The sequence below is a fragment of the Pseudomonas schmalbachii genome (genome assembly GCF_017589465.1).
In the GTDB taxonomy this organism is placed as follows: Bacteria; Pseudomonadota; Gammaproteobacteria; order Pseudomonadales; family Pseudomonadaceae; genus Pseudomonas; species Pseudomonas schmalbachii.
In genome coordinates this window covers 1,037,154-1,061,111 of sequence record NZ_JAELYA010000001.1, presented here as the reverse complement: position 1 = coordinate 1,061,111, position 23,958 = coordinate 1,037,154, and the positions used below count along the sequence as shown (strand labels likewise).

The 23,958-nt window shown below is 67.8% G+C and carries 23 protein-coding genes; 15 read left to right on the top strand and 8 right to left on the bottom strand.

Features of this window, described 5'->3' with window-relative positions:
• Positions 1-4 precede the first annotated feature (4 nt).
• From kdpA to JFY56_RS04640, 7 genes are all read left to right on the top strand, one after another.
• Positions 5-1,699 carry a potassium-transporting ATPase subunit KdpA gene (kdpA, locus tag JFY56_RS04670; protein WP_208312324.1) on the top strand — a complete coding sequence of 565 codons (1,695 nt, stop codon included), beginning with the start codon at positions 5-7 and terminating at the stop codon, positions 1,697-1,699.
• 11 nt (positions 1,700-1,710) lie between these two features.
• Entirely contained in the window at positions 1,711-3,771 is a 2,061-nt protein-coding gene (gene kdpB, locus JFY56_RS04665; RefSeq protein ID WP_208312321.1) for a potassium-transporting ATPase subunit KdpB, read from the top strand.
• A gap of 203 nt (positions 3,772-3,974) precedes the next feature.
• The gene (gene kdpC, locus JFY56_RS04660) at positions 3,975-4,520 is read left to right on the top strand and encodes a potassium-transporting ATPase subunit KdpC (protein WP_208312320.1); all 546 of its coding nucleotides are present in this window, start codon (positions 3,975-3,977) and stop codon (positions 4,518-4,520) included.
• A 30-nt stretch (positions 4,521-4,550) separates the two neighbouring features.
• Entirely contained in the window at positions 4,551-7,208 is a 2,658-nt protein-coding gene (locus JFY56_RS04655) for a sensor histidine kinase (RefSeq protein ID WP_208312319.1), read from the top strand.
• Between the two features lie 43 nt (positions 7,209-7,251).
• A complete protein-coding gene (locus JFY56_RS04650; protein ID WP_208312318.1) occupies positions 7,252-7,941 on the top strand; it encodes a response regulator in 690 nt (229 codons plus the stop codon).
• Between the two features lie 113 nt (positions 7,942-8,054).
• On the top strand, positions 8,055-9,347 hold the full coding sequence (locus tag JFY56_RS04645; protein ID WP_208312317.1) for a S8 family serine peptidase: 1,293 nt from the start codon (positions 8,055-8,057) through the stop codon (positions 9,345-9,347).
• Positions 9,348-9,373: 26 nt separating this feature from the next.
• Positions 9,374-9,628 carry a hypothetical protein gene (locus JFY56_RS04640; protein ID WP_208312316.1) on the top strand — a complete coding sequence of 85 codons (255 nt, stop codon included), beginning with the start codon at positions 9,374-9,376 and terminating at the stop codon, positions 9,626-9,628.
• Between the two features lie 55 nt (positions 9,629-9,683).
• Here the strand turns inward: JFY56_RS04640 and JFY56_RS04635 are convergent, their stop codons facing one another.
• Complete coding sequence (locus JFY56_RS04635) at positions 9,684-10,709, bottom strand: patatin-like phospholipase family protein (protein ID WP_208312315.1); 1,026 nt, start codon at positions 10,707-10,709, stop codon at positions 9,684-9,686.
• 104 nt (positions 10,710-10,813) lie between these two features.
• On the opposite strand from JFY56_RS04635, the gene selD reads away from it, so the two are divergent.
• Positions 10,814-11,848: a selenide, water dikinase SelD gene (gene selD, locus JFY56_RS04630; RefSeq protein WP_208312314.1), complete on the top strand. Its 1,035-nt coding sequence runs from the start codon at positions 10,814-10,816 to the stop codon at positions 11,846-11,848.
• A complete protein-coding gene (mnmH, locus tag JFY56_RS04625) occupies positions 11,848-12,948 on the top strand; it encodes a tRNA 2-selenouridine(34) synthase MnmH (protein WP_208312313.1) in 1,101 nt (366 codons plus the stop codon). Before selD ends, mnmH begins: the two co-directional genes overlap by 1 nt.
• Positions 12,949-13,257: 309 nt before the next feature.
• Here mnmH and JFY56_RS04620 read toward each other — a convergent pair whose 3' ends face one another.
• Entirely contained in the window at positions 13,258-13,614 is a 357-nt protein-coding gene (locus JFY56_RS04620) for a GFA family protein (protein ID WP_208312312.1), read from the bottom strand.
• 111 nt (positions 13,615-13,725) lie between these two features.
• Here JFY56_RS04620 and JFY56_RS04615 point away from each other — a divergent pair, with 111 nt between their 5' ends.
• Both JFY56_RS04615 and JFY56_RS04610 read left to right on the top strand, forming a co-directional pair.
• Positions 13,726-14,004: a hypothetical protein gene (locus JFY56_RS04615; RefSeq protein WP_208312310.1), complete on the top strand. Its 279-nt coding sequence runs from the start codon at positions 13,726-13,728 to the stop codon at positions 14,002-14,004.
• 79 nt (positions 14,005-14,083) lie between these two features.
• Positions 14,084-14,692: a flavin reductase family protein gene (locus JFY56_RS04610; protein WP_208312309.1), complete on the top strand. Its 609-nt coding sequence runs from the start codon at positions 14,084-14,086 to the stop codon at positions 14,690-14,692.
• Between the two features lie 75 nt (positions 14,693-14,767).
• Here the strand turns inward: JFY56_RS04610 and JFY56_RS04605 are convergent, their stop codons facing one another.
• Positions 14,768-16,486, bottom strand: a complete 1,719-nt coding sequence (locus JFY56_RS04605; RefSeq protein ID WP_208312307.1) for a SulP family inorganic anion transporter — start codon at positions 16,484-16,486, stop codon at positions 14,768-14,770.
• Between the two features lie 93 nt (positions 16,487-16,579).
• Positions 16,580-17,926: a class II 3-deoxy-7-phosphoheptulonate synthase gene (locus JFY56_RS04600; RefSeq protein ID WP_208312305.1), complete on the bottom strand. Its 1,347-nt coding sequence runs from the start codon at positions 17,924-17,926 to the stop codon at positions 16,580-16,582.
• 198 nt (positions 17,927-18,124) lie between these two features.
• Between JFY56_RS04600 and JFY56_RS04595 the strand changes: the two genes are divergently transcribed.
• A complete protein-coding gene (locus JFY56_RS04595) occupies positions 18,125-18,871 on the top strand; it encodes a spermidine synthase (protein ID WP_208312303.1) in 747 nt (248 codons plus the stop codon).
• A gap of 98 nt (positions 18,872-18,969) precedes the next feature.
• Here JFY56_RS04595 and JFY56_RS04590 read toward each other — a convergent pair whose 3' ends face one another.
• Together JFY56_RS04590 and JFY56_RS04585 are read right to left on the bottom strand one after the other, a co-directional pair.
• Positions 18,970-19,182, bottom strand: coding sequence for a DUF3820 family protein (locus JFY56_RS04590; protein ID WP_208312301.1), 213 nt, complete (start codon positions 19,180-19,182; stop codon positions 18,970-18,972).
• 8 nt (positions 19,183-19,190) lie between these two features.
• The gene (locus tag JFY56_RS04585) at positions 19,191-19,601 is read right to left on the bottom strand and encodes a quorum-sensing-regulated virulence factor family protein (protein WP_208312299.1); all 411 of its coding nucleotides are present in this window, start codon (positions 19,599-19,601) and stop codon (positions 19,191-19,193) included.
• A gap of 213 nt (positions 19,602-19,814) precedes the next feature.
• On the opposite strand from JFY56_RS04585, the gene JFY56_RS04580 reads away from it, so the two are divergent.
• On the top strand, positions 19,815-20,531 hold the full coding sequence (locus JFY56_RS04580; RefSeq protein ID WP_208312298.1) for a tRNA-uridine aminocarboxypropyltransferase: 717 nt from the start codon (positions 19,815-19,817) through the stop codon (positions 20,529-20,531).
• Here the strand turns inward: JFY56_RS04580 and JFY56_RS04575 are convergent.
• On the bottom strand, positions 20,508-21,419 hold the full coding sequence (locus tag JFY56_RS04575; protein WP_208312296.1) for a DMT family transporter: 912 nt from the start codon (positions 21,417-21,419) through the stop codon (positions 20,508-20,510). The two genes, JFY56_RS04580 and JFY56_RS04575, sit on opposite strands and share 24 nt — an antisense overlap.
• Before the next feature lie 222 nt (positions 21,420-21,641).
• Here JFY56_RS04575 and erdR point away from each other — a divergent pair, with 222 nt between their 5' ends.
• Positions 21,642-22,292 (top strand): response regulator transcription factor ErdR, encoded by a 651-nt coding sequence (gene erdR, locus JFY56_RS04570; RefSeq protein WP_208312294.1) that lies wholly within the window; start codon positions 21,642-21,644, stop codon positions 22,290-22,292.
• Between the two features lie 97 nt (positions 22,293-22,389).
• A complete protein-coding gene (locus JFY56_RS04565; RefSeq protein ID WP_208312293.1) occupies positions 22,390-22,758 on the top strand; it encodes a diacylglycerol kinase in 369 nt (122 codons plus the stop codon).
• A gap of 105 nt (positions 22,759-22,863) precedes the next feature.
• Here JFY56_RS04565 and JFY56_RS04560 read toward each other — a convergent pair whose 3' ends face one another.
• The gene (locus JFY56_RS04560; protein ID WP_208312291.1) at positions 22,864-23,790 is read right to left on the bottom strand and encodes a LysR family transcriptional regulator; all 927 of its coding nucleotides are present in this window, start codon (positions 23,788-23,790) and stop codon (positions 22,864-22,866) included.
• Positions 23,791-23,958 lie beyond the last annotated feature (168 nt).

The following is a 23,958-nucleotide window of genomic DNA, read 5'->3' as shown; positions in this document are numbered from 1 at the left end:
CGCCATGAACAGCCACGACATCCTGCTGATCCTGGCCTTCCTCGCGCTGGTGCTGCTGCCGGCGCCATTCCTCGGGCGTTTCTTCTACAAGGTCATGGAGGGACAGAGGACGTTCCTCAGCCCGCTGCTGCTGCCGGCCGAGCGCCTGGTCTACCGGGCCTGCGGCATCGACCCGGAGCGCGAACAGGACTGGAAGACCTACACCCTGGCCCTGCTGGCGTTCAACCTGGCCGGGCTGGCGGCGCTGTTCGCCATTCTCTTGCTGCAGGGCTCGCTGCCGCTCAATCCGCAGCACCTGCCGGGGCTGGAGTGGACGCTGGCACTGAACACCGCCGTCAGCTTCGTCACCAACACCAACTGGCAGGCCTACAGCGGCGAGGCGTCGCTGAGTTACCTGAGCCAGATGGCCGGGCTGACCGTGCAGAACTTCGTCAGCGCCGCCGTTGGCCTGGCCGTGCTGGTGGCGCTGGCGCGCGGCATTGCGCGCAAGTCGACGCACAACCTCGGCAACTTCTGGGTCGACCTGACCCGCGCGACCCTCTACGGCCTGCTGCCGCTGTGCCTGTTGCTGGCGTTGCTGCTGGTCTGGCAGGGCGTGCCGCAGACCTTCCTCGACTACGCCCACGCCACCACCCTGCAGGGCGCCGAACAGAGCATCCCGCTCGGCCCGGCGGCCAGCCAGATCGCCATCAAGCAGCTCGGAACCAACGGCGGCGGCTTCTTCGGCGTGAACTCGGCGCACCCGTTCGAGAACCCCACGGCCTGGAGCAACCTGTTCGAGCTGGCGTCGATCATCCTGATCCCGGCGGCGCTGGTGTTCACCTTCGGCCATTACGTGAAGGACCTGCGCCAGAGCCGCGCGATCCTCGGCTGCATGCTGGCGCTGTTCCTCATCGGCCTGGGCGCGGCGCTGTGGGCCGAACACCAGCCGAACCCGGCGCTGGCCGCGCTGCCGGTGGAGCAGGGCGCGCCGCTGGAGGGCAAGGACAGTCGCTTCGGCACTACCGCCAGCGTGCTCTGGGCGGTGACCACCACGGCCGCCTCGAACGGCTCGGTGAACGCCATGCACGACAGCCTCAACCCGCTCTCCGGCATGGTCGCGCTGAGCAACATGATGCTCGGCGAGGTGGTGTTCGGCGGCGTCGGCGCGGGGCTCTACGGCATGCTGCTGTTCGTCCTGATCGCCGTGTTCCTCGCCGGGCTGATGGTCGGGCGCACCCCGGAATACCTCGGCAAGAAACTCGAAGCGAAGGAAGTCCGCCTGCTGGTCGCCACCCTGCTGGTGATGCCGGTCGGCGTGCTGGTGCTCGGCGCCATCGCCGCCAGCCTGCCGGGGCCGGCGGCCTCGGTGAGCAACCCGGGCGCCCACGGCTTCAGCCAGTTGCTCTACGCCTACACCTCGGGCGCGGCGAACAACGGCTCGGCCTTCGCCGGCTTCGGCGCCAACACGCCGTTCCACAACCTGATGATCGCCCTGGCCATGCTGATCGGCCGCTTCGGCTACATCGTCCCGGTGCTGGCCATCGCCGGCAGCCTGGCGGCGAAGAAGGCCACGCCGCCGGGGCCGAACAGCTTCCCGACCCACGGCCTGCTGTTCGTCAGCCTGCTCACCGCGACCATCCTGCTGGTCGGCGGCCTGAACTTCCTGCCCACCCTGGTGCTCGGCCCGATCGCCGACCACCTGACCCTCGGCTTCTGAGGAGCCCGCCCATGAATGCCCAGAGCCCGGCGCTGCAAGGCGCCCATGCCAGCGGAAAACGTCCCGCCACCACCTTCGCCGCGCTGTGGAAACCGGCGTTGCTGCAGGCCTTCGTCAAGCTCGACCCGCGCCAGTTGCAGCGCGCGCCGGTGATGCTGGTGGTCGAGCTGACCGCCATCCTCACCACGGTGCTGTGCTTCGCCGGCGGCGATGCGGTGCCGACCCTGGTCGCCGCGCAGATCGCCGTCTGGCTGTGGTTCACCGTGCTGTTCGCCAACTTCGCCGAAGCCATCGCCGAAGGCCGTGGCAAGGCCCGCGCCGACAGCCTCAAGGCCGGCACCCAGGGCTTGCAGGCGCTGCGCCGCACGGCCGACGGCAGCTACGAGAAGGTCGCCGCCAGCGCCCTGCGCAAGGGCGACGTGGTGCGGGTGACGGCCGGCGAGCTGATCCCCGGCGACGGCGAGGTGATCGAAGGCGTCGCGGCGGTCAACGAGGCGGCCATCACCGGCGAATCCGCGCCGGTGATCCGCGAGTCCGGCGGCGACCGTTCGGCGGTCACCGGCAATACCCGGCTGGTGTCCGACTGGCTGATCGTGAAGATCACCGCCAACCCCGGCGAGTCGACCCTCGACCGCATGATCGCCCTGGTGGAAGGCGCCAAGCGGCAGAAGACGCCGAACGAGGTGGCGCTGGACATCCTGCTGATCGGCCTCACCCTGATCTTCCTGCTGGTGGTGGTGACCCTGAAGCCGTTCGCCCTGTTCGCCGGCGGCGACCTGCCGCTGGTGTTCCTGGTGGCGCTGCTGGTGACGCTGATCCCGACCACCATCGGCGGGCTGCTCTCGGCCATCGGCATCGCCGGCATGGACCGGCTGGTGCGGCTGAACGTGATCGCCAAGTCCGGCCGCGCGGTGGAGGCGGCGGGCGACGTGCAGGTGCTGCTGCTGGACAAGACCGGCACCATCACCTTCGGCAACCGCCGCTGCAGCGCGCTGCATGCCGCGCCGGGCGTCGGCAGCCGCGAACTGGCCGAGGGCGCGCTGCTGGCCTCGCTGGCCGACGACACGCCGGAAGGCAAGTCCATCGTCGAATACCTGCGCGGCCAGCATGCCGTCGAGGAACCGCCGCGCGAGCACCTGACTCCCATCGCCTTCACCGCGGAAACCCGTCTGTCCGGCGTCGACGTCGATGGCCGGGTCTACCGCAAGGGCGCGGTGGATGCGGCGCTGGCCTTCATCGGCCGTGAGCGTAACGACATGCCGGAAGCCCTGGCGCGCGAAGTCGAGCGCATCGCCCAGAGTGGCGGCACGCCGCTGCTGGTGGTCGCCGACGGCAGGCTGCTGGGCGCCATCCACCTGAAGGACGTGGTCAAGCCGGGCATTCGCGAGCGCTTCGCCGAACTGCGCAAACTGGGTATCCGCACCGTGATGGTGACCGGCGACAACCCGCTGACCGCCGCGGCCATCGCCGCCGAGGCCGGGGTGGACGACGTGATCGCCGAGGCCACTCCGGAGAAGAAGCTGGCGCGCATCCGCCAGGAACAGGGCGACGGCCGCATGGTGGCGATGTGCGGCGACGGCGCCAACGATGCCCCGGCGCTGGCCCAGGCCGACGTCGGCCTGGCGATGAACGACGGCACCCAGGCGGCGCGCGAGGCGGCCAACCTGGTGGACCTGGACAGCGACCCGACCAAGCTGCTCGACGTGGTGCAGGTCGGCAAGGAACTGCTGGTGACCCGCGGCGCGCTGACCACCTTCTCGGTGGCCAACGACGTGGCCAAGTACTTCGCCATCCTGCCGGCGCTGTTCGTCGGCATCTACCCGCAGCTCGATGTGCTCAACCTGATGCGTCTGGAAAGTCCGCAGAGCGCGATCCTCTCGGCCATCGTGTTCAACGCGCTGATCATCGTCGCGCTGATTCCGCTCGCCCTGCGCGGAGTGCGGGTGCAGGCGACGGATGCGATGCATCTGCTGCGGAGGAACCTGCTGATCTACGGCGTGGGCGGGCTGGTGGCGCCGTTCGTGGGGATCAAGGTCATCGACATGCTGCTGACGGCGGTGGGGTTGGCGTGATTCCTGGGACGGCATGGGTATCGCTGCGCTCAACCCATCCCACGGACTGGCCCCCTCACCCTAACCCTCTCCCGGAGGGAGAGGGGACTGTACGAAGTGGCCGGTTGGTACGACGTATCAGGCTGCACCGAACAACCCCCTCTCCCCCCGGGAGAGGGCAGGGGTGAGGGGAAACCCACCTCGATTACCGAAGGAGAAACACCATGCTCAAACACATCCGCCCCGCCCTCGGCGCCCTGGCGATGCTCACTCTTATCACCGGCGTCGCCTATCCGCTGGCGGTCACCGCCATCGCCCAGGTGGCTTTCCATGAGCAGGCCAACGGCAGCCTGGTCCGCGACGAGCAGGGCAAGGTCCGTGGTTCCGCGTTGATCGCGCAGAAGTTCGAAGGCGCCGAATGGTTCCACTCGCGTCCCTCGGCCAGCGATTTCGCCACGGTTGCCAGCGCCGCCAGCAACCTCGCGCCGGGCAATCCGACCCTGGTCGCACGGATCGGCAAGGACTCCGCCGCTGAAGCGGTGAACGGCCAGCCAGTTCCGCAGGCGTTGGTGACCACCTCCGCCAGCGGCCTCGACCCGCAACTGCCGCCCGCCGCCGCGCTGTACCAGGTGCCGCGTATCGCCGCCGCGCGCAAGCTGCCGGCCGCCACCTTGGAGCGTCTGGTCGAGGCGCACACCGAGCGGCCGCTGGTGGGGCCGGCGGTGGTCAATGTGCTGGCGCTGAACATGGCTCTGGCCGCTCTGCACTAGAATGCCGTCGATTGCGAAAAGGAGTTGCGCATGACCGACCCGAAGCGCGCCGATGCATTGCTCGCCGAGCTGCCGCGCAACGGCCGTGGCCGTCTCAAGGTGTTCCTCGGCGCCGCCCCCGGGGTGGGCAAGACCTACGCCATGCTGCTCGCCGCCCAGAGCCAGTTGCGCCAGGGTGTGGACCTGCGCGTCGGCATCGTCGAGACCCACGGCCGCGCCGAAACCGAGGCGCTGCTCGCCGGCCTGCCGCAGCAGCCGCTGCTGCGTTCCGAATACCGGGGCATCCGCCTCGCGGAAATGGACCTCGACGGCCTGCTCGGCGATCCGCCGCAACTGGCGCTGGTCGACGAACTGGCGCACAGCAACGCGCCGGGCAGCCGCCACGCCAAGCGCTGGCAGGACATCCAGGAGCTGCTTGCCGCCGGCATCGACGTCTACACCACGGTCAACGTGCAGCACCTGGAAAGCCTCAACGACCAGGTGCGCGACATCACCAGCGTGCAGGTGCGCGAGACGGTGCCGGACTGGGTGCTGCAGGAGGCCGACGAGCTGCAGCTGGTCGATCTGCCGCCGCGCGAGCTGCTGGAGCGCCTGCGCGAGGGCAAGGTCTACGTGCCGGAGCAGGCGCGCGCGGCCATCGACGCCTTCTTCAGCCAGACCAACCTCACCGCGCTGCGCGAACTGGCGATGCAGACCGCCGCCGCGCGGGTGGACGCCGATCTGGCGCGCCGCTACCGCCAGCAGGGCGGCGAAGCGCCGGCGTTGCGCGGACGCCTGCTGGTCGGCGTGGACGGCGGCGGCAACAGCGAACGGCTGGTGCGCCATGCCAGCCGCGTGGCGGAGCGCCGGCATCTGCCGTGGAGCCTGGTCAGCGTCGAGACCGGCGCGTCGCGTGACGAGCAGACCCGTCTCGGCCTGCAGAACGCCCAGCAACTGGCCGAACGCCTCGGCGGGGAAGTGGTGCAACTGCGCGGCGGCGAGGTGGCGCGCACGCTGATCGAGCACGCCCGCGAACGCCGCGCCAGCCTGCTGCTGGTGGGACGCTCCCGGCAGCGCTGGTATCGCCGGCTGTTCGGCGGCGGTCTGGCGGCGCGCCTGCTGCGTCTCGGCGACGGGCTGGAGATCAGCGTGCTGGACAGCGAGGCCGGGAAGGATTCGCCACCCCCGCGCGTGCGCCAGCAGCCGGCGCATCTCGACTACCTGCTGGCGCTGGTGGCGGCGGCGAGCGCCAGCGCGCTGGCCTGGGGGGTGGCGCACCTGCTGGAGCTGCCGAACATTTCCCTGGTGTTCCTCGCCGCCGTGCTGCTGGTGGCGGTACGCAGCAGCAAGGGGCCGGCGCTGGTCTGTGCGGTGCTGTCGTTCATCGCCTACGACTTCCTGTTCATCCCGCCGCATTTCTCCCTGACCATCCAGCGCGAAGAGGACGTGCTGACCCTGCTGTTCTTCCTCCTCATGGCCGGCCTCACCGGCAACCTGGCCGCCCGCCAGCGCCGGCAACTGCAGGCCCTGCGCGACACCCAGGAGGAAACCGGCCAGCTCCTCGACCTGTCGCGCAAGCTCACCGCCGCCACCGACCGCCAGGCGGTGATGGTGGCCGCCGCGCAGCACTTGGGCGACCGGGCGGACATGGAAATCTGCCTGCTCGGCCGTCCGCACGGCGAATGGAAGGTCGAGGCCGGCGTGCAGCGCAAGCTCGACGAGCAGGAGCGCGCCGCCGCCGACTGGGCCTGGCAGCACGACCAGCCGGCGGGACTGGGCACCGGCACCCTGCCGGGCGGCGCCTGGTGGTGGCTGCCGCTGTCGGCGGAGGAGGGACCGCTGGCGCTGCTCGGCGTGCGTCCGCTGGATGCCCGGGCGCTGGACGGCCAGCGCCGCCGCCTGCTCGCCGCGCTTGGCCAGCCGCTGGCCCAGGCGCTGGCCCGCGCGCAACTGGCGGAGGACCTGGAAGCCGCCCGCCTGCATGGCGAAACCGAACAGCTGCGCAGCGCCTTGCTCGCCTCGGTCAGCCACGACCTGCGTACGCCGCTTACTGCCATGCGCGGGTCGATCGACTGCCTGCTGGCTCTCGGCGAGGCGATCCCGGCGGAGGATCGCCGCGAGCTGCTGGAAAGCACCCGCGACGAATCCGAGCGCCTCGACCGCTACATCCAGAATCTGCTCGACATGACCCGCCTCGGCCACGGCGGCCTCAAGCTGTCACGCGACTGGGTGGCGCCGGGGGACATCGTCGGCAGCGCGCTCAACCGCCTGCGCACGGTGGTCGCGCCGTACCGGGTGGAAACCCATGTGCCGCCGGACCTGCCGCTGCTCTACGTACACGCCGCGCTGATCGAACAGGCGCTGGTCAACGTGCTGGAGAACGCCGCGCGCTTCTCGCCGCCCCACGGCCGCCTGCGTGTCGCCGCCGAACAGGTCGGCGAGGAGCTGCGGTTCAGCGTCGGCGACGAGGGGCCGGGGATTCCCGCGCACGAGCGGGAGAAGATCTTCGACATGTTCTACACCAGCGCCCGTGGCGACCGGGGCGGGCAGGGCACCGGGCTCGGCCTGGCGATCTGCCAGGGCATGGTCGGCGCGCACGGTGGGCGGATCACGGTGGAAGAGGGCATCGACGGGCGCGGCGCGACGCTGGTCCTGCACCTGCCGCTGCAATCCCAGCCGGACCTCGACCAGCTTGATGCCGGCAACTGAAAAGCCCAAGCTGGGCGCCTCCGCCAGCGCAGCAAGGCTACCGATGAGCAACGCCGCCACCATCCTGGTCATCGACGACGAACCGCAGATTCGCAAGTTCCTCCGCATCAGCCTCAGCGCCGGCGGCTACAAGGTCATCGAGGCCGCCAGCGGCGAAGAGGGACTGGCCCAGGCGGCGCTCGGCAAGCCCGACCTGGTGGTGCTCGACCTCGGCCTGCCGGACAAGGACGGCCAGGACGTGCTGCGGGAAATCCGCGAGTGGTCGCAGGTGCCGGTGCTGGTGCTCTCGGTGCGCGCCGGCGAGAGCGAAAAGGTGCTGGCGCTGGACAACGGTGCCAACGACTACGTGACCAAGCCGTTCGGCATCCAGGAATTCCTCGCCCGCGTGCGCGTGCTGCTGCGCCAGTCCGCGCGAGGTGAGGCACAGGACGCGACGGTCGGCGTCGGGCCGCTGTGCGTGGACTTCTCCTACCGCCGCGTGCTGCTCGACGGCGCCGAAGTGGCGCTGACCCGCAAGGAGTACGCGGTGCTGGCCACGCTCGCCCGCCATCTCGGTCGGGTCGTGACCCAGCAGCAACTGCTGCGGGACATCTGGGGCCCCAGCCATGTCGAGGACACCCACTACCTGCGCGTGGTGGTCGGCCACCTGCGGCAGAAGCTCGCCGACGATCCGGCGGCGCCGCGCTTCATCGTCACCGAGGCGGGCGTGGGCTATCGCCTGCGGGATGCCTGAAGCGGGCGGAATTCATTGCGCCAGAGCGGGTCTGAATCCCTGGGCCCTGGTTTGCCTCGTCGCACTCCAGTGGCTATGAAGAAGGGATCAGTCATTCAGGAGAGCAATCGACAATGCCGAGCAACCTCACGGAATTCAGCATGGAACAGCACGCCGGACGCTTCATCGTGACCTTCTGCGAGGGAGGCAAGGCGCAGGCGCTGTCGTTCCTGAAGAAGACCACCGGCGTGGGCAAGGCTCAATTGATGAGCAGCCGCGATTTCGGTTTCGCCGGGGTCGACGTGGCGCAGGCCGGCTGGGATGGCGGCGTGCTGTTCGAGCACCTGGGCGTGGCGGTGGTGCAACTGGACGGTTCGCAGGCCAGCCACCTGCTGCGCGACATGGAGAAGACCTCGTCGATCCTCGCCGTCGAGCCGGAAGGCATGATGTACGCCCTGGACGAGCCGGAGGGGCCCAGCCTGGAATACCTGCGCGGCTTCCGCGACGCGGCCAACGCCCTCTACGACCTGGCCCTGCGCCGCCAGGGCAGCGCCATCGCTGCGCTGTTCGACGACACCGCCACCGATACCTGGGGACTGCAGGCCACCGGTGTGCTGGCTTCCCGCTACAGCGGTGCCGGCATCAAGGTGGCGGTGCTGGATACCGGTCTCGATCTGCAGCATCCGGATTTCATCGACCGGACCGTGGTGGCGAAATCCTTCGTCCCGGGCGCGGCGACCGTGCAGGACGGCCATGGCCACGGTACTCATTGCGCGGGCACCGCCTGCGGCCCGCGGGCCACGGCCGATGACGGGCGCCGCTACGGTGTCGCCCATGGCGCCGAGCTGCATGTCGGCAAGGTGCTGGCCGACGACGGCAGCGGTGCCGATACCGGGATACTTGCGGCCATCGACTGGGCCATCGCCAACCATTGCCAGGTCGTCTCGATGTCGCTGGGCTCGGACCAGCCGACCACTTCCGTCGCCTACGAGACCGTCGGCCAGCGCGCGCTCAACGCCGGCACCCTGCTGATCGCCGCGGCGGGCAACAATGCCCGGCGCTCCGCCGGCAATCCGGGCTTCGTCGGGCGTCCGGCGAACAGCCGCAGCTTCATGGCGGTGGGCGCGATCGACCACGACCTGCACATCGCCGACTTCTCCGCCCAGGACAGCGTGCTGGCGCCCGGCACCGCGGTGGACATCGCCGCGCCCGGGGTCGATGTATATTCGTCGTGGCCAATGCCGGCGCGCACGCGCATCATCTCCGGAACCAGCATGGCCACGCCGCATGTCGCGGGCATCGCCGCCCTCTGGGCCGAAGCCACCGGCGCCCGCGGCGCGGCGCTGTGGCAACGGCTGATCGCCAACGCGCGGACCCTGCCGCTGCCGGTGGTGGATGTGGGGCGGGGGCTGGTCCAGGCACCTTGATACCTGTCGCAGGGGGAGGAACGAAAATGCCGAATCGACGCACTGTGGATGTCGAAGTCATTGTCACGGTCGAGGAAGGCGACCTGCCCGAGATGCACAGGATTGCCGCGCAACTGGTCGCCGCCGGCCTAAAGCTGGAGGCGACCCTGGAGAACATCGGCACCATCACCGGTCGCGCCGAACCGGCCTGCCTGGACCGCCTGCGCTGCGTGCAGGGCGTACATGCGGTGGAGCCGTGCGGCGAGGTGAAAATCGCGCCGCCGGATAGCGATATCCAGTAGGGCGGGTGCAACCCGCCAAGTCCGTCGGTGGCGGGTTGCACCCGCCCTACGGTTTCTAGTCGCTTTCGCTCTCGTACCGATCCAGCGTATCGCTGGCGATCTGCCGGCCGAGCTGGATCAGCTCCGGCGCCTTGTAGAACTCGAAGAAGCGGCACACGCGCTTGGGCACGTTGATCAGGACGTCCGGCGGGTAGCCGGCGATCTTGTATTGCGCCAGGGACATCTGCATCACCTCGAAGCTCTGGTTGACCAGCTCCAGCAGCGAGGCCGGGCTGCTGCTCTCGATCACCTTGCTGCCGCTGGCGGATTTTGGCGAACCCTTGCCTTGCGGCGCGGCGGGCGGTTGCTGCATCTCGTCCTCGGAGAGGATCGAGATGGGGTCGATCAGGGCATCGGGCAGCAGTTCCGGCGGTGTGTTTTCCTCGGATTGGCGGCGCAGGAAGCTGAGCTTGCTGCTCAGCGTGCCGATCACGCTGTCGAAGCGGGCCTTGAGTGCGGCGGGGCGTTCGATTACCGGTAGCTGGTATTTCGACTGGTTGGTGGCGTTGAGGTTGACCGCGATGATCAGGTCGGTGTGGCTGGATACCACGGGTACGATCGGCAGCGGGTTGAGCAGGCCGCCATCGACCAGCATGCGATTGCCCTGCACCACCGGAGTGAACAGGCTGGGAATCGCCGCCGAGGCGCGCATGGCCTTCTGCAGGCTGCCTTCCTGGAACCAGATTTCCTGCTGGTTGGTGAGATCGGTAGCGACGGCGGTGTAAGGGATCGGCAGGTCTTCGATGTTGATGTCGCCGAGAATCTCGTAGATCTTGCCGAAAACTCGTTCGCCGCGAATGGCCCCGAGACGGAAGCTGACGTCCAGCAGGCGCAGCACGTCGAGGTAGTCCAGGCTCTCCACCCACTCGCGGTACAGGTCCAGTTTGCCGGCTGCGTAGAGGCCGCCGATCACCGAACCCATGGAGCAGCCGGCGATACAGGCGATCTTGTAGCCGCGCCGTTCGATTTCCTCGATCACACCGATGTGCGCATAGCCGCGCGCACCGCCGGAACCGAGTACCAGCGCCACCTGTTTCGCCATATGGAAATCCCCCTGACCAGTAGATTCGACGATACGCCGGGGCAACAGCGGAGCCAAGGTCGGCTTTGCTAGAATCGACGTCTGACTTCTGCCTGGAGTGCGCGATGAGCGAACCGATCCGCCTGACCCAGTACAGCCACGGTGCTGGCTGCGGCTGCAAGATTTCCCCCAAGGTGCTGGAGGTGATCCTCGCCGGCAGCGGGGCGCAGAATCTCGATCCGCGCCTGTGGGTCGGCAACGCCTCGCGCGACGATGCCGCCGTCTATGCTATCGACGGCGAGCGCGGGGTGGTTTCCACCACCGACTTCTTCATGCCGATCGTCGACGATCCCTTCGACTTCGGCCGCATCGCCGCCACCAACGCGATCAGCGACATCTACGCCATGGGCGGCGACCCGCTGATGGCCATCGCCATCCTCGGCTGGCCGGTCAACGTGCTGGCGCCGGAAATCGCCCGCGAGGTGATCGCCGGCGGCCGCCAGGTCTGCGACGAGGCGGGTATCCCGCTGGCCGGCGGACATTCCATCGACGCGCCGGAGCCGATCTTCGGCCTCGCCGTCACCGGCCTGGTGGAGAAGCGTTTCATGAAGCGCAACGATACTGCCACCGTGGGTTGCCGGCTCTACCTGAGCAAGCCGCTGGGCATCGGCATCCTCACCACCGCCGAGAAAAAGGCCAAATTGCGCGCCGAGGACATCGGCGTCGCTCGCGACTGGATGTGCACCCTGAACAAGCCCGGCAGCCGCTTCGGCAAGCTCGCCGGGGTGACGGCGATGACCGACGTCACCGGCTTCGGCCTGCTCGGCCATCTGGTGGAAATGGCCGACGGCAGCAGCCTGACCGCCCGCGTACGGTTCGATGCAGTGCCGCGCCTGGCCAGCGTCGAATTCTACCTGGAGCAGGGCTGCGTGCCCGGCGGCACCGGGCGCAACTTCGACAGCTATGGCAACCGGATCGCGCCGCTGCCCGAGCTGCAGAAACTCCTGCTTTGCGACCCGCAGACCAGCGGTGGCCTGCTGGTGGCGGTGACGCCGGAAGGCGAGGCGGAATTCCTCGCCGCGGCCGCCGAACTCGGCCTGCAATTGGCGCCGATCGGCGAACTGGTGGCCCGACAGAGCCACGCGGTAGAGGTGGTGTGATGCGCGAAAACACCCGGCACTACCGCGAACTGTTCCTCGGCGACGTGCCGATGATGGATGTGCGCGCCCCGGTGGAGTACGCCAAGGGCGCTTTCCCGCACACGGTGAACCGGCCGCTGATGAACGACATCGAGCGGCAGAAGGTCGGCACCAGCTACAAGAACCACGGCCAGCAGGCGGCCATCGCCCTCGGCCACGAACTGGTCAGCGGCAAGCTCAAGGAAGAGCGCATCGAGGGCTGGGCAGCCTTCGCCCGCGAGCATCCCGAGGGTTACCTGTACTGCTTCCGCGGCGGCCTGCGCTCGCAGATCGTCCAGCAGTGGCTGAAGAGCGAGGCGGGCATCGACTATCCACGGGTGATCGGCGGCTACAAGGCGATGCGCGCCTTCCTCTTCGACACAACCCGCGCGGCCACCGAGGAATGCGGCTTCGTGCTGGTCGGCGGGATGACCGGCACCGGCAAGACCGAGGTGATCGCCCAACTGGACAATGCGCTGGACCTCGAAGGCCACGCCAACCACCGCGGCTCCGCCTTCGGCCGCCGCGCCACGCCGCAGCCGGCGCAGATCGACTTCGAGAATTGCCTGGCCATCGACATCCTGAAGAAGCGCCACACCGGCATCGAGCAGTTCGTGCTGGAGGACGAGGGGCGCATCGTCGGCAGCTGCTCGCTGCCGCTGGAGCTGTACCAGGGCATGCAGACCTACCCGCTGGTGTGGCTGGAGGACAGCTTCGAACACCGCGTCGAGCGCATCCTCAACGACTATGTGGTCAATCTGTGCGCCGAGTTCCTCGATGTGGTGGGCGAGGAGGGCGGCTTTGCCGCCTTCGCTGCCTACCTGCGCAAGAGCCTGTCGGGCATCGTCAAGCGCCTCGGCGGCGAGCGCTACCAGCGCATGGCGGAGATCATGGACGCGGCGCTGGAAGAGCAGGAGCGCAGCGGCGCGGTGGACCTGCATCGCGGCTGGATCGAGGGGCTGCTCGGCGAGTATTACGACCCGATGTATGCCTTCCAGCTGGAGAACAAGGCCGCACGCATCGAGTTCCGCGGCACGCAGGCGGAAGTGGTGGAGTACCTGCGCAATCGCGCCCAACGCTGATCCGCTTTCTGTAGGATCAACTGTCCTGCTGCCGAGGGTGCTTTTTGTAGGGTGGACAACGCGAAGCCTGTCCACCGCCCCCTCGCACCGTGCTTGATGGTGGAAAAGGCTTCGCCGTTTTCCACCCTACGTAGCGTCACCCGTAGGAGCAACTGTCTTGCCGCCGATGATGCTTTTGTAGGAGCGAGCTCTGCTCGCGAACATCCGCCCCGCAAAAGCTTCGCGAGCAGAGCTCGCTCCTACAGGAATACGCCCCGCGTCTGACCGTAGGAGCGGGCCATGCCCGCGAATCGCGCGCATGGCGCGCTCCTACAAGGGGTATGCATTCTTCCCGTCGTAATCCCTGATTTTCAGCCCTGCCGGATCGACCTCCGGCAGACAGCGCACATTGATCGCCGCCATCGCGCTGCCGTCCGGCATGTTGCCGAAGGCCAGCGGTGCGCAGCCGCAGGTGGGGCAGAACTTGTGCTGGATGCGGTGGGTGTTGAAGGTGTAGGTGCTCATCGCGTCTTCCGCCGTGCTCAAGTGCAGCCTGTCGCGCGGGACGAACCACAGCAGCGAGCCGCGTCGGCTGCAGATCGAGCAATTGCACTGGATGACCTCGCCTATTTCGCCTTCGACCTCGAAGGCGATCTGCCCGCAATGGCAGCTGCCGTGATAGCGCATGATCGAACTCCACCTCGAATCGGACTGTGTTCAGTGTAGGCCGCCGATGGAATGCGCGGCCGCAGGTGGCGGTCTAAGCTGGAGAGTCTCTGATAACGCTAGGAGTTCGATATGACACGTATCCTGACCCTGCTCGTGGCCGCACTGCTGGTGGCTGGCTGTTCCGGCAAGACAGTGAACCGTGATAGCTGCGCCAACGAACTGAACGCGGCGTGGAAGGAACTGGACCTGGCCAAGGCCGAGGGTTTCGCCGGGACCGTCAGTTACTCCAAGGCGCTGACCCTGATCACCACCGCCAAGACCGAGCAGCAGGTCGAGTCGTACTCCGGCTGCCTGGACCAGGCCACCAAGGCGCGCTTCTACATCAAGGAGTCCCGCGCCGGCCGCTGATCCTGGGGGCGTGAAGCTGGCATAATTCCGCGCCGGAGCCGCTGCCAGCGGTTCCGGCCTTTCTTGCCGCAGGACTCCCATGCAAATCGACTTCACCACTCTCGCCCCGGCTGATGCCTACCGCTGGCTGGCTTCCACCGTCACGCCGCGCCCCATTGCCTGGGTTTCCACCCTGTCGGCGGATGGTCGCAGCAATCTCGCTCCCTTCAGCTTCTTCCAGGTGATCAGCGACGAGCCGCCGACGCTGATGGTCAATACCAGCGTGCGCGACGACGGCAGCCTCAAGGACACCCTGCGCAACGTGCAGGAAACCGGCGAACTGGTGATCCACCTGGTCAGCGCCGCCCAGGCCGAGCGGATGAACGCCACTGCCGTCTGGCTGCCGCATGGCGTCAGCGAGATCGAGCACGCCGGCATCGACACCGTCGCCAGCGAGCGCGTGGCGCCGCCGCGTGTGGCCGGCGCGCCGGTGGCTTTCGAATGCGAGCTGGCGGAAATCAAGCCATATCCGGCGGATGCGCCCAATTGCTACCTGATCTTCGCCCGCGTGCTGCTGGCGCATATCGATGACGGCGTGCTGCTCGACCAGACCCATGTGGACCCGGCACGCCTGGATCTGGTCGGCCGCCTCGGCGGCAGCCAGTACAGCTACACCCGCGACCGCTTCAGCATGACCCGCCCGAAATAAGGTTCTTCCCTCATGCCGTAGGGCGGGTGAAACCCGCCATGGCGCCTCCGGATTGGCGGGTTGCACCCGCCCTGCCTACTGCGCCGACGTTTCGGCGGCCTGCACGGCTTCCGCCTCCTGGCGGCGCTTCCAGTGCTGGAAGGCGCTGATGCCCGAGCGCACCGAGCTGAACACCAGCGGCGGCTTGGGCTCGCCGAGCATCTTCGAGCGCTGCAGCAGGTCGAGGGTCTGTCCGGTGACTCGCGCCAGGGACAGGTGCACGCCCTGCGCGGCGAGGGTCTGCTGGACCTCGTGGAGGGTGGTCAGGCCGCTGATATCCATGGAGATGATGCCTTCGGCATTGAGCAGGATGGCGTTCGGCTGCCCGGCATGTTCCACCACTTCGAGGATGCGCTGCTTGAAGTATTCGGCGTTGAAGAACAGCAGCGGCGCATCGAAACGGTAGAGCACCAGCCCGGGAATGGATTGTGCGTGGGGATAGCGGCTCAGCTCCACCTGGCCGTCGACGCCGTCCACCCAGCCGAGCACCGCGTCGCTCGGCCGGTAGGTGAAGTACAGCAGGCGCAGCAGGGCGATGGCGATGGCGACGAAGATGCCCGGCAGCACGCCGACGCTGAGTACGCCGACGGTGGTCAGGATGCACAGGCCGAACTCGAAGCGGCTGAGTTTCCAGAAGCCCTTGAGCGCCTCCACGTCGATCAGGCCCCAGCCGGCCATCATCAGCACCGCGCCCAGCGCCGGGATTGGCACCCAGCCCAGCGGGCCGCTGAACAGGATCAGCGTGAGGCCGATCACCAGGGCGACGACGATGCTGACCAACTGGGTCTTGCCGCCGACCATGTCGTTGACCGCGGTGCGCGAGTCGGCGCCGCTGATGGCGAAGCCCTGGGAAATCCCGGCGCCGATATTGGCCAGGCCGAGGGCGATGAACTCGTGGTTGGCATCCACGCCGTAGCCGTGCCGTGCGGCGAAGCTGCGCGCGGTGAGCATGGCGCTGCAGAAACTGACGATGGTGATGCCGGTGGCATCGCGCAGCAGGCTGATCAGCTCGTCGTAGTTGCTGCGCGGCCAGGTGAGTTCGGGCAGGCCCTGGGGCACGGCGCCGAGCAGGGGGATGCCGAAGCGGTCGAGGCTGAACACTGCCGCCACCAGGGTGGCGAGCAACACGCCGAGCAGGGCGCCGGGGATGCGCGGGAAGCGTCGCGGCACCAGCGCGATCAGCGCCAGGGTCGTGACCGCCAGCGCCAGGGTCGGCAGATGGACGTTCGGCAGGTTGCGCAGCAGGGCCAGGATGCCGGCGACGAAGCCGCTGGTTTCCGCGTGGTAGCCGAGCAGTTTGCCCAGTTGGCCGGCGATCAGGCTGATGCCGATGCCGTTCAGGTAGCCGACCAGCGTCGGCCGCGAGAGGAAGCTGGCGACGAAGCCGAGGCGGGCGCAGCCGGCGGCGATGGACAGCAGGCCGACCAGCACCGCGACGATCATCGACAGTTGCAGCAGGCGCTGCGGATCGCCGGCCGCCAGCGGGGTGATCGCCGCCGCGACCATCGCCGCGGTGGCGGCGTCCGGGCCGACCATCAGTTGCCGCGAGCTGCCGACCATGGCGTAGACCAGCATCGGCAGGATGCAGGCGTACAGGCCGACCTGGGCCGGAAAACCGACGATCTGGGCGTAGGCGATGGCGGTGGGAATCTGGATGGCGGCGACCGACAGCCCGGCCTGGATATCCGGGCCCAGCCAGGCGAATCGGTAGCGCAACAAACGGCTCAGGCCGGGCAGCCAGCGGGCGAGAAACATTCGCAGATTCCCTTCGGATGACTCTCTAGCAGCTTAGCCAGCACGGACCGCCGGCCGGAATTTTTCAGCGTGTAATTGCAGCGGGTGCAGCGCTCAGCGCCGCACCTGCTTCAGCGTCTCGGCGATCAGGAAGGCCAGTTCCAGCGACTGGTCGGCGTTCAGCCGTGGGTCGCAGTGGGTGTGGTAGCGGTCGCTGAGCGCGTCCTCGGTGACCGGCCGGGCGCCGCCGATGCATTCGGTGACGTTCTGCCCGGTCATCTCGATATGGATGCCGCCGGCATAGGTCCCCTCGGCCTGGTGCACGTCGAAGAACTGCCGCACCTCGGCGAGGATGCGTGCGAAATCGCGGGTCTTGTAGCCGCTCGACGCCTTGATGGTGTTGGCGTGCATCGGGTCGGAACTCCACAGCACCTGGCGGCCTTCGCCCTGCACGGTGCGGATCAGCCGCGGCAGGCCTTCGCCGACCTTGTCCGCGCCCATGCGCACGATCAGGTTGAGACGGCCGGGGTCGTTGTCCGGGTTGAGGATGTCGATCAGGCGGATCAGCTCCTCGCTGTCCATGCTCGGGCCGACCTTGACCCCGATGGGGTTGCCGATGCCGCGCAGCATCTCGACATGGGCGCCGTCGAGCTGGCGGGTGCGGTCGCCGATCCACAGCATGTGCGCCGAGCAGTCGTACCAGTCGCCGGTCAGGCTGTCGCGGCGGATGAAGGCTTCCTCGTAGTTCAGAAGCAGCGCCTCGTGGGCGGTGAAGAAGCTGACTTCGCGCAGTTGCGGGGCGCTGTCCAGGCCGCAGGCGCGCATGAACGCCAGGGTTTCGTCGATGCGGTCGGCGAGCTGGCTGTACTTTTCCGCCAGCGCCGAGTTGGCGATGAAGTCGAGGTTCCACTTGTGCACCTCGTGCAGGTCGGCGAAACCACCCTGGGCGAAGGCACGCAGCAGGTTCAGCGTGGCGGTGGACTGGTGATAGGCCTGCAGCAGGCGCTGCGGGTCAGGCACGCGGCTCTTCTCGTCGAAGCCGATGGCGTTGACGATGTCGCCACGGTAGGCGGGCAGGGTGAGGTCGCCGACGGTTTCCTCACCGGCCGAGCGCGGCTTGGCGAACTGCCCGGCCATGCGCCCGACCTTCACCACCGGGCAGCCGGCGGCGAAGGTCATCACCACGGCCATCTGCAGCAGCACCTTGAAGGTGTCGCGGATCTTCGCCGCGGAGAACTCGGCGAAGCTTTCCGCACAGTCGCCGCCCTGCAGCAGGAAGGCGCGCCCGGCGGTGACTTCGGCGAACTGCCGGCGCAGCTCGCGGGCCTCGCCGGCGAAGACCAGCGGCGGGACGCCGGCGAGGGTCTGCTCGACCTCGGCCAGGCGGGCGGCATCCGGGTAACGGGGTTGTTGCTGGATCGGCTTGCTTCTCCAGCTATCGGGACTCCAGGGCAGGCTCATCGGTGACTCGTGCGGCGAATTGCGGGCGATGCTCCATGGTATCAGCTAGCCGCGGCCGATCGGCAGAAATGCGGTGGTACGGGTTGCGGCTGGTATGCTTGCGCCTTTTCCGATCCTGCCGTTCAAGGAACATCGCGTGTCAGCAATGCCGTTCAGCCAGTCACCCGCAATCGGCTTCCCGGGCAGGGGAGTGCGTCCATGAGTCAGGATCATCTGGTGGTCGAGGAGTTCGACGCGTTCGGTGTGATCCGCATCGTCGAGCAGGGCGGCTATCGCTATCTGGAATTCGGCGACGAGGTGGAGCAGAGCTGCGTGCGCATCGCCGATCCGGCCTGGCTGGAGTACGACTACTCGCGCGCCATGCTGCTCGGCGCGCTCTGTCATGCGCGGCCGAAGCGGGCGCTGTTCCTCGGCTTCGGCGCCGGCAGCGTGACCCAGGCGTGCCTGAAGTACCTGCCGCTGCAGGAGGTGGAGGCCATCGAGGTGCGCCCGGCGATTCCGCGCCTGGCCCGCGAATACCTCGGGCTGGCCGACGACCCTCGGCTGAACCTGCGGATCGGCGATGCGGTGGAGGAACTGGAGAACTGCGAGCCGGCCGACCTGATCTTCCTCGATCTCTACACCGACACCGGCCCGGCCCCGGCACACCTGGCCTGGGGCTTCCTCGGCGCCTGCCGCGAACGCCTGCGGCCGGGCGGCTGGCTGGTGATCAACCAGTGGACCGCCGACGACGGCAAACCACTCGGCGCGGCCCTGCTGCGCGGGCGCTACCACCACCACTACTGGGAGTGCCCGGTGCCGGAGGGCAACGTGATCATGTTCGTACCGGCGAGCCTCGACCAGGAACTCGACCTGCCCGGCCTGAAGCAGCGCGCCGCCGCGCTGGAGCCGCGCCTCGGCTATCCGCTGCAGGGCTATATCGAGTCGCTGCGACCGGCGCAGTGAATGTCCTGACGTAGGGCGGGTGCAACCCGCCATGTTTCGCGCATGGCTGGCGGGTTGCACCCGCCCTACGGCCATGGGCCAGGCGGGCGCTACCGGGCCTAGCGCTTCAACGGCTTGATCAGCCCGTCCAGGCCGTCGATCTTCAGTTCCAGGGTGAGCTGCAGCAGTCTCCCCAGCTCGCCCGCCGGGAAGCCCTTCTTGTAGAACCACAGCAGGTACTCTTCCGGCAGGTCGACCAGCATCCGGCCCTTGTACTTGCCGAACGGCATCGGCGTGCGGGCGATCTTCAGCAGGTGTTCTTTTTCCAGCACGGCGCGGCTCAGTTCTTCTGCAGCTTGATCTTGCAGCTGCCGGCATCGAAGCGCTCGGTGGCGACCGGGCGGTTGGTCTTGTACTCGGTGAAGCTGTAGGTGAGGATCGCGCCGCGCGCCAGCAACTGGCGGTAGCCGGTGTTGCTGCAGACGCTGTCGCCCAGCTGGCTGCGCGTGCTGTCGGGGTTGGCGCGCATGCGTTCGGCGTGGCTGGCGCGGACGCTGAGGTGGTTGATCAGCTGGTTGCCGTCGACGGTGTAGCCCTGGTCGAGGATGTCCTCGTTGATGGCGCGGGGCGTGCCCTGGCTGCTCTCGCGGGCGACCTTGTTCAGCATCTCGCCCAGTTCGTAATCCTTCAGCGATGCGGCGTGGGCGGCAGGCAGGACGAGGCAGAGGGCGAGGGCGGTGAGGCGCAGCATGGGGGATCTCCTGAAAATGGTGCGGGTTCGACCAGCGGTCGGGCAGCAGGTTCACCGGCTGCCGGGGGAGCATTGTCGCCTGAAACGCCGTTGCTTGCCGAGCAGCCGTTGCCCGGGGCTGTCGGGCGTGGTCTGGTACAATCGGCCGTTTCGCATTTCCCGGTCCGAGCTTCAGATGTTGCAAGCCCAGTTCTTCCCGATGGTGGTTCAGCGATGAGCCACGCCGTTGCCCGTCTTCGCGCCGAACGCCTGGCGCGCTGCCTGAAGCCCTTCTTCGCGCGCGGCTCGCGCTCGCCGCGCTGCCCGGGTTGCCGCCTGCGGCCGAACTACTGCATGTGCGCCTGGCGCCCGCGGGTGCAGGCCAGTTCGGCAATGTGCCTGGTGATGTTCGATACCGAGCCGCTGAAGCCGAGCAATACCGGCTGGCTGATCGCCGAGACGGTGGCCGATACCTGGGCCTTCGGCTGGTCGCGCATCGAGGTGGACCCGGCGCTGCTGGCGCTGCTCGACGACCCGCAGTGGCAGCCCTATGTGGTGTTCCCCGGCGAGTTCGTGGCGCCGGAGCGGGTGGTGCAGACGGTCGAGCCGCAGTCGGGCAAGCGGCCGCTGTTCATCCTGCTCGATGCGACCTGGACCGAGGCGCGCAAGATGTTCCGCAAGAGTCCTTATCTGGAGCGTTTCCCGGTGCTCAGCCTGACGCCGGAGCAGCTGTCGCGCTATCGCCTGCGCCGCTCCAAGCGTGACGATCACCTGTGCACGGCGGAAGTCGCCGCGCTGTGCCTCGGGCTGGCCGGCGACCAGCGCGCCGGGGATGCGCTGGATGCCTATCTGGATGTGTTCAGCGAGCGCTACCTGGGCTCCAAGCGCCAGCAGCCGCTGGACGAGCAGAGCCCCGCACACCAGAGCTTACGGCCGTTCCTCGGCGAGTGACGGCGACGCGGCCGGTACGGCTGCCTTCTGCCGCCACAGCTGAGCCACCAGCATGCCGGCGAGCATCAGCGCGCAGCCCAGATAGCCGCGCATGTGCAGGCTTTCGTCGAGGAACAGCGCGCCGGCGATGGCGGCGAATACCGCCTCCAGCGACAGGATGATCGCTGCGTGGGAGGCGATGGCATGTTTCTGCGCCACCACCTGCAGGGTGAAGCCGGTGCCGACGCCGAGCAGACCGCCATAGAGCAGCGCGGGGCCGGCCTGGACGATGGCGTCCCAGTGAATCTCCTCGAAGATCACCGCCAGGATCATGCTCACCACCGAGCAGGTGACGAATTGCAGGAAGGCCAGGCGGATCGGGTCGTAGCGGCTGGCGAACAAGCCCACCAGCAGCACGTGGCAGCCCCAGACCAGTGCACCGGTCAGCTGCAGCCAGTCGCCGGAGGCCACCTTGAAGTCCGGGCCGATGCTCAGCATGGCCATGCCGACCACTGCCATCGCGGCGCCGAGCCAGGTGCCCATGCCGGTGCGGTGGCCCAGCAGCAGGCCGAGCAGCGGAACGATGATCACGTACAGGCCGGTGATGAAGCCGGAGTTGGTGACGCTGGTGAACAGCAGGCCGACCTGTTGCAGGTTGATGCCCAGGGTCAGCGCGGCGCCGATGGCCAGGCCGGCCAGCAGCAGGCCACGGTTGAAGGGTTGTGCGCCGCGCTTGGCCGACCAGGCCAGCAGCGGCAGCAGTACCAGCGCGCCGAGGGCGAAACGCAGGCCGGTATAGAGGAAGGGGCCGATGGAGTCCATCCCCAGGCGCTGCGCGACGAAGGAGACCCCCCAGATCATCGCGGTGACCAGCATCAGAATATCGGCGCGCAGGGCGTGGGCTTTCATGACTATCTCGCAAGGCAAAACGGCAACTTTGCCGGAATGGTCAGGTTTTGGAAAGGCGGGAGGAGAGTATGCAGGCGACACGCTCGTGCAGCGGTGCGACGCATTGCGGGCGGACATTCGCGGCGGTCTTTGCGTACAATGCGCCACCAGTGATCCTACTTCCACGCGCAGCCCGGGCTGTCATCCAGAACCCGGCAACAGCGCGGCCACCAAGGACATGCCATGGCATCCTACGAGATCCTCATCGCTGACGATCACCCGCTGTTCCGCAGTGCCCTGCACCAGGCCCTGATCCTTGGGCTCGGACCCGGCGCGCGTCTGGTGGAGGCTGCGAGCATTGCCGAGCTGGAAGCCCGCCTGAACGAGAAGGCTGACTGGGATCTGGTCCTGCTCGACCTGAACATGCCTGGCGCCTACGGTTTCTCCGGTCTGGTGCTGCTGCGCGGGCAGTATCCGCAGATCCCGGTGGTGATGATCTCCGCCCAGGAAGATGCGGCGGTGGTGCAGCGTTCGCGGGAGTTCGGCGCCAGCGGTTTCATCCCCAAGTCCAGCGACATGACCACCCTGCAGCAGGCCGTGCGCGCCGTGCTCGACGGCGACGTCTGGTGGCCGCCGCAGGCCGATGCGGTGACCGAACTGAGCGACGAGGCGCGTGCCGCCAGCGCCGGCCTGGCGAGCCTGACGCCGCAGCAGTTCCGCGTGCTGACCATGGTCTGCGAAGGTTTGCTGAACAAGCAGATCGCCTATGAGCTGAGCGTCTCCGAGGCCACCGTGAAGGCCCACGTCACGGCGATCTTCCGCAAACTTGGAGTGCGTACGCGAACCCAGGCCGCACTGCTGTTGCAGCAGATGGAGTCGGTGCCGAGCGCCTGAGTCCGTTCAGCATCCGGTTACATCCTGACGCCGCGGCTGGCTCCATTTCCTTGCCGGCTGGTTTAGAGTGCGGCGTCCCTTCTGCAGAGTACCCATAGTGACGACCTCTCCATTCAAGGGCCGGACCGGCCTGAAGCGTGTCATCAATGCCACCGGCTACTCCCTGGCCGGCTTCGCCGCTGCCTTCCGCGGCGAGGCGGCGTTCCGTCAGCTGCTGCTGCTGAATGTCGTGCTGATCCCGGTTGCCTTCTTCTTCGACGTCACCCGCGGCGAACGCGCGCTGATGATCGCCGTGTGCCTGCTGGCGCTGATCGTCGAGCTGTTCAACTCGGCCATCGAGGCGGTGGTCGACCGCATCTCCCTCGAACGCCACCCGCTGTCGAAGAACGCCAAGGACATGGGCAGCGCCGCGCAGTTCGTCGCCCTGACCCTCATCGGCGCCGTGTGGGCGGTGATCCTCCTCTGACGTAGGTTGGCGCTGAGCGCAGCGAAGCCCAACATCGGCCTGGCATTGGCACGTTGGGCTTCGCAAGCTCAGCGCCAACCTACGTGCTCAGCGCCAACCTTGGCATCAGGGAATCATCGGCAGCACGATCTCGTCGCTGCAGCTGATGCCGGCGGTCTCGCTGCGGCACAGGTCGAGGAATTCGCGCATGGTCGAGGTCTGGTACTTCTGCCGGTGCCAGATGAAATAGAACTGCCGGCGCAGGTCCAGATCCGGGGTTTCCACCGGCACCAGGCTGCCGCGGCGGAAGGCGTCGCGCAGGGCCAGGCGCGAGATGCAGCCGATGCCGAGGCCCGACTCGACGGCGCGCTTGATCGCCTCGGTGTGTTCCAGTTCCAGGCGAATCTTCAGCGGCTCGCAGTGATGGCGCATGGCCTGGTCGAAGGTCAGCCGCGTTCCCGAGCCCTGTTCGCGGAGAATCCAGGCTTCCTCGCTGAGCCGGGCGATATCCGCCGCGCCGGCCTTCGCCAGTGGGTGCTGCGGCGCGCAGAACACCACCAGTTCGTCCTCCATCCACGACTGCACTTCTATATCCGGGTGCTGGCAGTCGCCTTCGATCAGGCCCAGGTCGAGTTCGTAATGGGCGACCTGCTGCACCACATGGGCGGTGTTGTGCACGTGCAGGCGCACCCGGCAGTCCGGCTGGCGCTGCATGAAGGTGCCGATCAGCAGGGTGGCCAGGTAGTTGCCGATGGTCAGGGTGGCGCCGAGGTCCAGCGAGCCGAAGGTGCTCTTGCCGTTGAGCAGGTTCTCGATTTCGCCGCTGCGGTCGATCAGCGCGACCGCCTGGGGCAGCAGTTGGCGGCCGAGGGCGTTGAGGGTCAGGCGCTTGCCGGCGCGGTCGAACAGCTTGCAGTCGAACTGCCTTTCCAGTTCACCCAGCGAGGTACTGGTGGCCGACTGCGACATCGACAGCGCTTCGGCCGCGCGGGAGACGCTTTCCTGCTGGGCCACCGCGACGAAGACTTCCAGTTGGCGCAGGGTGAATTTCATGGGGTGGGCTCCGGTGCGGCGGGGTGCGACATTGGGTCGCTGGGTGGAAAAAGGGCAGGTCGATAACCTTGCGCGCTCGACGGTGAGCACCCCTTATCTACCTTTTGGATTAGCAATATCCAGATAATTTATTTTGCGGATATTGTCGCCGCCTATAAAATGTCGCGC